Origin of the sequence: Trichloromonas sp., assembly GCF_041583255.1 — a bacterium.
In the GTDB taxonomy this organism is placed as follows: Bacteria; Desulfobacterota; Desulfuromonadia; order Desulfuromonadales; family Trichloromonadaceae; genus Trichloromonas.
In genome coordinates this window covers 1-7,097 of the sequence record NZ_JBFHGD010000177.1, presented here as the reverse complement: position 1 = coordinate 7,097, position 7,097 = coordinate 1, and the positions used below count along the sequence as shown (strand labels likewise).

The 7,097-nt window shown below is 56.6% G+C and carries 5 protein-coding genes and 6 tRNA genes; all 11 read right to left on the bottom strand.

Going from position 1 to position 7,097, the window contains the following annotated elements:
• Positions 1 to 8: 8 nt before the first annotated feature.
• Positions 9 to 84 (bottom strand) — tRNA-Val (locus ABYV89_RS12930).
• 14 nt (positions 85 to 98) lie between these two features.
• Positions 99 to 175: transfer RNA gene (locus ABYV89_RS12925), tRNA-Asp, on the bottom strand.
• 97 nt (positions 176 to 272) lie between these two features.
• A complete protein-coding gene (locus ABYV89_RS12920) occupies positions 273 to 545 on the bottom strand; it encodes an HU family DNA-binding protein (RefSeq protein WP_432823362.1) in 273 nt (90 codons plus the stop codon).
• Between the two features lie 102 nt (positions 546 to 647).
• Complete coding sequence (gene lon / locus ABYV89_RS12915) at positions 648 to 3,071, bottom strand: endopeptidase La (RefSeq protein ID WP_432823361.1); 2,424 nt, start codon at positions 3,069 to 3,071, stop codon at positions 648 to 650.
• Between the two features lie 89 nt (positions 3,072 to 3,160).
• A complete protein-coding gene (clpX, locus tag ABYV89_RS12910) occupies positions 3,161 to 4,411 on the bottom strand; it encodes an ATP-dependent Clp protease ATP-binding subunit ClpX (RefSeq protein WP_432823360.1) in 1,251 nt (416 codons plus the stop codon).
• 23 nt (positions 4,412 to 4,434) lie between these two features.
• The gene (gene clpP / locus ABYV89_RS12905) at positions 4,435 to 5,019 is read right to left on the bottom strand and encodes an ATP-dependent Clp endopeptidase proteolytic subunit ClpP (RefSeq protein ID WP_432823359.1); all 585 of its coding nucleotides are present in this window, start codon (positions 5,017 to 5,019) and stop codon (positions 4,435 to 4,437) included.
• Positions 5,020 to 5,023: 4 nt separating this feature from the next.
• On the bottom strand, positions 5,024 to 6,349 hold the full coding sequence (gene tig / locus ABYV89_RS12900) for a trigger factor (protein ID WP_432823358.1): 1,326 nt from the start codon (positions 6,347 to 6,349) through the stop codon (positions 5,024 to 5,026).
• A gap of 117 nt (positions 6,350 to 6,466) precedes the next feature.
• Positions 6,467 to 6,549, bottom strand: a tRNA-Leu gene (locus tag ABYV89_RS12895).
• A 193-nt stretch (positions 6,550 to 6,742) separates the two neighbouring features.
• Positions 6,743 to 6,818 (bottom strand) — tRNA-His (locus ABYV89_RS12890).
• A gap of 77 nt (positions 6,819 to 6,895) precedes the next feature.
• Positions 6,896 to 6,972, bottom strand: a tRNA-Arg gene (locus ABYV89_RS12885).
• Positions 6,973 to 6,975: 3 nt separating this feature from the next.
• Positions 6,976 to 7,052, bottom strand: a tRNA-Pro gene (locus ABYV89_RS12880).
• Between the last annotated feature and the right edge of the window lie 45 nt (positions 7,053 to 7,097).

The following is a 7,097-nucleotide window of genomic DNA, read 5'->3' as shown; positions in this document are numbered from 1 at the left end:
ATGTAACTTGGTGGGCGAAACAGGGATCGAACCTGTGACCCTCGGCTTGTAAGGCCGATGCTCTCCCAGCTGAGCTATTCGCCCGTGCTCTTTTTAAATGGCGGGGCTGACGGGACTCGAACCCGCGACCTCCGGCGTGACAGGCCGGCGTTGTAACCGACTCTACTACAGCCCCGCAAAAAGAAAACAGGAAACGAAAAACGAGCAAAAGAAGTGGCGGAAGAGTGCGTTTTATCGTTTCCTGCTTGCCTGTTCCCTAAATGGGAATTTAATCAGTTAACAGAATCTTTCAACGCCTTGCCGGCCTTGAATTTCGGGGTGTTGGCTGCAGCAATCTGAATCTTGTCGCCAGTCTGGGGATTCTGACCGGTGCGGGCAGCGCGCTGACCAACGCTGAACGTACCAAAGCCCACCAGGGCAACTTTTTCCCCAGCCTTCAGAGCATCGGATACAGCATCCGTGAATGCCTTGAGTGCCTTTTCGGCATCGGTTTTGCTCAGTCCTGCTTTTTCTGCCATTGCATTGACAAGATCGGCTTTCGTCACAGCATACCTCCAGTGATTAGGAATGGTTTAAGCCCTTCAAAACGAAGGCATATATACCAAACTTCTAAAATAAGTGTCAAGCTTATATTTTGCTAAAAATATCTAATGCCGCACCGGCTCTTCAGCATTGGCGACATAATCCTCTGCGGGCCCCAGCGGAGACATGGGGACGGATTCCCCAAGCGCCTCTTCGATGACCTGATCCATATGGTCGACGGCGACCACGGTCAGCGATTTAAGAATCTGAGCCGGCACCTCCTCAAGATTTTTCTCATTCTCCTGAGGAATAATAACCTTAGTAATTCCGGCTCTTTTAGCCGCCAGAAGCTTCTCCTTCAAGCCGCCGATCGGCAAAACCCGTCCCCGCAGGGTAATTTCACCGGTCATGGCCAGGTCACGATCAACCGCGCGACCGGTAAGCGCAGAAGCCAGCGCGGTTGCCATGGTAATCCCGGCCGAGGGACCATCCTTGGGGATAGCACCTTCGGGCACATGGATATGGATATCCAGCTTGTGGTAAAAATCTTTTTCCAGGCCCAGCTCCTGCCAACGCGATCGCACGTAGCTCAAGGCCGCCTGCGACGATTCCCGCATGACTTCCCCCAGCTTGCCGGTAACCGTCAGCTTGCCCTGGCCTGGAAGAATCGCGGTCTCAATCGTAAGCAGTTCGCCCCCAACCTCGGTCCAGGCCAGGCCCGTGGTCATGCCGACCCGGTTTTCGTCTTCCTTGACACCGTAACTGTAGCGCGGAACCCCGAGGTATTTCTTGACCTGGGTGACGCCGACAGAGAACTTCTTTTTCTTGTCCTTCGACTTGACCAGCTCCCTGGCTATCTTGCGACAGACATTGGCAATCTCGCGCTCAAGGTTGCGCACCCCGGATTCACGGGTATAGCGGCGAATAATTTCATACAGGCTCGATTCGGAGAAGTTCACCTGCTCCTCCATGAGCCCGTGCGTTTCCAGCTGCTTGGGTAAGAGATATCGCTGGGCGATAGCCAGCTTCTCCTCCTCGGTGTAGCCTTCTATGCGGATGATCTCCATTCGGTCCTGCAACGGCCTGGGAATGGAATACAAAGAGTTGGCCGTAGCGATGAAGAGCACACTGGACAGATCGTAGTCGACATCCAGGAAATGATCGCCAAAGGCGTTGTTCTGCTCCGGATCCAGAACCTCAAGCAGGGCAGAGGAAGGGTCGCCGCGGAAATCGGTGCTCATCTTGTCGATCTCGTCGAGCAGGAAGACCGGATTGCGCACCCCGACCTTACGCAGCCCCTGGATGACCTTGCCCGGCATGGCGCCGATATAGGTCCGCCGGTGACCACGAATCTCTGCTTCGTCACGCATCCCCCCGAGGGACATCCGCACGAACTTGCGCCCGAGCGATTTGGCGACCGAACGGCCAAGCGACGTTTTACCGACCCCGGGAGGGCCGACCAGGCAAAGAATCGGCCCCTTGATTTTTTTCACCAGGGCCTGCACCGCAAGGTATTCGATAATCCGCTCCTTGACCTTTTCCAGCCCGTAGTGGTCGGCCTCGAGAACCGCCTCGGCGCGATCCAGATCGATGCTGTCCTTGGTCCCCTTTCTCCAGGGCAGGGTGACCAGCCAATCGATATAGTTACGCACCACCGTCGCTTCGGCGGACATGGGAGACATCATCTTCAGCTTGCGCAACTCAGCCAGCGCCTTGTCTGTGGCCTCTTTGGACATCCGGCGCTTGCTGATCTTGCCTTCAAGTTCCCGGATCTCCTGCTTGAACTCGTCTTTTTCGCCAAGCTCTTTCTGAATGGCCCGCATCTGCTCATTCAGGTAGTATTCCTTCTGGCTCCGCTCCATCTGACTCTTGACCCGGGTGCGGATCTTCTTTTCGATCTGCAGGATCTCCACCTCCCGCTCCATCATGGCCAGCAGGAGTTCCAGGCGGTCAAGGGGATTGATACAGGAGAGGACTTCCTGTTTATCGGGAATGCGGACGTTCAGATGAGCGGCAATGGTATCGGCCAGTCGGCCCGGATCGGAAATCCCGGAAACCGAGGAAACCATTTCCGAAGGGATCTTCTTGCCGAGATTGACATAATTTTCAAAGGTTTCGCAGGCGCTGCGGAGCAACGCTTCGACCTCGGGAGATTCGACAGGCAGATCAGGCAATGGTTCGATCGAAGCAAAAACACACTCGTCGCGATCCATAAATGACTGCAGGCGGCCCCGATGCTTACCCTCGATCAGAACTTTCACCGTGCCGTCAGGCAGCTTGAGTAACTGGATAACCTGACCGACGATGCCGATGTCGTAGAGATCATCCTCGCCAGGCTCGTCGGTCTTCGGGTCTTTCTGGGTCGCAAGAAAGACCAGCTTATCCTTCTCCATCGCCCCCTCCAGGGCGTGAATAGAGCGAGGACGACCGACAAACAGCGGGGTCACCATGTAGGGGAAGATAACGATGTCGCGGAGGGGCAGCAGCGGATACACGGGGATATCCGCCGGATTTTCCTGAATATCGGTATGATCTATAAACTCTGTCATGGTTCTCAGAACGTTCCCTGCTGGAGTGAAGAGAAAATAGAATCAGCAAGCGGCGCGTTGGATGGCTCAGCGGTTCTGAGACTCAACCCTCAGGCAGATTCGGCACAGTCGTAAAGAACGATCGGCCGGGCCTGCTTGAGAATGACATCTTCATTGATGACAACTTCCTTGACCCGATCCTGGGACGGAATGTCGTACATCACGTCGAGCATGGCATTCTCAAGAACCGAACGCAAACCGCGAGCACCGGTTTTTCTCTTGAGAGCATCCCTGGCAATGGCCACCAAGGCCCCGTCGGTGAACTTGAGGTTGACTTTTTCCAGCTCAAACAGTTTCTGGTACTGCTTCACCAGGGCGTTCTTGGGCTCCTTGAGGATCTGGATGAGGGCTTCCTCGTCCAGTTCATTGAGGGTAGCCACCACCGGCAGACGGCCGATGAACTCGGGGATGAGACCATACTTGAGCAGGTCCCCCGGCTCGACCTGGAGCAGGGTTTCCCCCAGCCGCTGGTCTTTTTTCTGCTTGATTTCGGCGCCGAAGCCCATGCTCTTGGTCCCGGTCCGCCGCGTGATGACATCTTCGAGGCCGGCGAAAGCTCCGCCACAGATAAACAGGATATTGGTCGTGTCGACCTTGAGGAACTCCTGCTGGGGGTGCTTGCGGCCGCCCTTGGGGGGGACGCTGGCCATGGTCCCTTCGATGATTTTCAGCAGCGCCTGCTGAACCCCTTCGCCGGAAACGTCGCGGGTGATCGAGGGGGAATCGGACTTGCGGGCGATCTTGTCGACCTCGTCGATATAGATGATCCCCTTCTGCGCCTTCTCGATATCGTAATCGGCCGACTGCAGCAGGTTGAGGATAATATTTTCGACGTCTTCGCCGACATAGCCGGCCTCGGTCAGATTGGTGGCGTCGGCAATGGCAAACGGCACATTGAGAATCCGCGCCAGGGTCTGCGCCAGCAGGGTCTTGCCGCTGCCGGTCGGGCCCAGAAGCAGGATGTTGCTTTTCTGTACTTCAACGTCCCCGGTCTTGCCGGAGAACTCGACCCGCTTGTAATGATTGTAGACGGCAACCGCGAGCACCTTCTTGGCCCGCTCCTGCCCGACGACGAAATCATCCAGGGCGTCCTTGATTTCATAAGGCTTGGGCAGATGCCCGGTACCGCCATGGGCCGAGTCTTCAAGCTTGGCTTCTTCGGCGATGATATCCTTGCACAGCTCGATGCATTCGTCGCAGATATAAACCGCCGGCCCGGCAATGAGCTTCTTTACCTCTTCCTGGGCCTTGCCGCAAAAAGAGCAGGTCAGCTGCCCTGTTTGAGAATCATCTCGACTCACTAAAAATCCTCCGCGCTAAAAAGTCAGGCTTTTCTTTTTACGATGTCGTCAATAATACCATATTTTTTAGCGTCTTCGCTACCCATGAAAAAGTCGCGCTCGGTATCCACCTCGATCCGCTCCAGCGGCTGACCGCTATGGGTTGCCAGGACTCCGTTAAGGGTATCACGGATCTTGAGGATTTCTGCCGCGTGAATCTTGATGTCGGTCGCCTGCCCCTGAAATCCCCCGAGCGGCTGATGGATCATGACCCTGGCGTGCGGCAGGGCAAAACGCTTGCCCTTGGCCCCGGCGGCGAGAAGGACGGCGCCCATGCTCGCGGCCTGGCCGACACAGATCGTCGACACCGGCGACTTCAGGTACTGGATCGTGTCGTAAATAGCCATCCCGGCCGTGACCACCCCGCCCGGCGAGTTGATGTACAGGTAGATATCCTTGTCAGGATCCTCCGACTCAAGGAACAGCAACTGGGCGATGATCAGGTTGGCCATGTGGTCTTCTATCGCCCCGCCCAGGAAAATAATCCGGTCCTTAAGCAGGCGCGAGTAGATGTCATAGGCGCGTTCGCCGCGCCCCGTCTGTTCGACCACCATCGGGATAAGGCTCATGGCGTTACTCCTCCGATTTTTCCTGGCCGCTGGCGGCCAACTGGTCCTTGGTCACTTCTTCGACCGTTGATTTATCAAGCAGGAGCCGCATGGCTTTTTCTTCGACAATCTGGGCCATCAGGCCCCGACGCGCCTCGTCGGAAGCGTAGTACTTCTTCACCGCATCCAGGGGAGCGTTGGACATCTTGGCGATTTCCTCAAGCTTGCCATCGACCTCGGAAGGATCCGCGGAAAGCTTCTCCTGGCGGGCAACCCCTTCGAGCAGCAGGCTCCCCTTGACCTGGGCGACCGCCGTTTCGCGGTACATCTGCTTGAACGACTCCTCGTTCATCCCCATCATTTCGAGGCTCATCCCCTGCTGCTGCAGGCGATTGCGGATATTGCCCAGCATGTAGTCCAGCTGGCTGGAGACCATCGCCTCGGGAACCTCCATCGGATTGCGTTCGATCAGCGCCTCCATCAGCTTTTCACGCAAATCGCCGTCGATCCGATTCTGCTCCTGGGTCCGGTGGTTCTCCTCAAGTTTTTCGCGCAGCTCCGCCAACGACTCCAGGCCGAAGCCCTTGGCGAAATCGTCATTCAGCTCAGGGACCACCTTTTCCTTGATCTCGTGCAGCTTGACCTTGAACACCGACGGCTTGCCAGCGAGTTCCTTGTTGCCGTACTCCGCCGGGAAGGAGACTTCGATCTCCTTCTCCTCGCCCCGCGTCATCCCCTCAAGCTGCTCCTCGAAACCGGGGATAAAACTGCCGGATCCGAGCTCGAGCTGATGTCCTGCCGCCTTGCCGCCGTCAAAAGCCACGCCGTCGACGAAACCTTCGAAATCGATGACCACCTGGTCGCCGCTCTGGGCCGCGTCGCGTTCGGAAACCTGCATCTGGGCCCGGCCGGCGAGCATTTCATCCAGGCGGGTGTCGACCACCGTGGGATCGGCCTCGAACTTCTCCTTCTGCAGGGTCAGGCCGGCATAGTCCTTGACCTCGACTTCAGGCTTGATTTCGACATGCGCCTGGTAGGTAAAGGCCTGGCCCTTCTGCAGCGGCGAGCTCTCGACGATTTCAGGGTCGGTAATAGCGGCGACGCGGTGCTCAACCAGGGCCTTGAAGTACGAATCGTTGATCAGGCGCCCCAGAACCTGCTCCTCCATCTGCGGCGCATAATGCTTCTCAACCACCGAACGTGGCGCCTTGCCGGGACGGAAGCCCTTGATCTTGGCGCTCTTGGCAATCTTCTGGTAGGCCTTTTCAATCTCGGCATCGACCGTTTCGGCGGCTACTTCGAAAGAAAGTTTCTTTTTGACGCTGCTGATGTCGTCTATGGTGACGTTCATGCTGTTACCTCGCTTGGATTATGGGTCTTATTTATTATTTGTAGATGACAAGCCGCAGGGAAATCGCCTGCGAACCTAATTATGATATCCAGTGCATGCACTGAGGAAAACGAGGGATGGTGCGAGAGGGGGGAGTCGAACCCCCACGGTTGCCCGCTGGATCCTAAGTCCAGTGCGTCTGCCAATTCCGCCACTCTCGCATCAGACGAGGATCGAAAGACCATGAAGCCTGCCAGAAATGAATTGACGGCAGCAGCCGAAGGATTAACCGGGCTGCATGCGCCAACTCTTACCTGCACTGCAAACAACGAAAGGCCCGCCTTTTTGCCGACTCACCTGTGACGATGTCGCCACATTCATCGATACGGAAAAAAGGTGGGCCAGAGAATTCTATGGGGTGAGTGAAGGGGATCGAACCCTCGACAACTGGAGCCACAATCCAGTGCTCTACCGACTGAGCTACACCCACCACAAAAGCGGTCACATCCTAGCCAAGAGGGGTACTCTTGTCAACGGGAAACTTACCGGGTCTCCCTTTTTTTCTAATGGCGCGCCAGGGAGGACTCGAACCCCCGGCCTACGGCTTAGAAGGCCGTTGCTCTATCCAGCTGAGCTACTGGCGCTAATGGTCGGAGCGAGAGGATTCGAACCTCCGGCCCCCTGCTCCCAAGGCAGGTGCGCTACCAGACTGCGCTACGCTCCGACGAGCCCGATTTTATATCAGGCCGGAAAAATTATTGCAACCCAT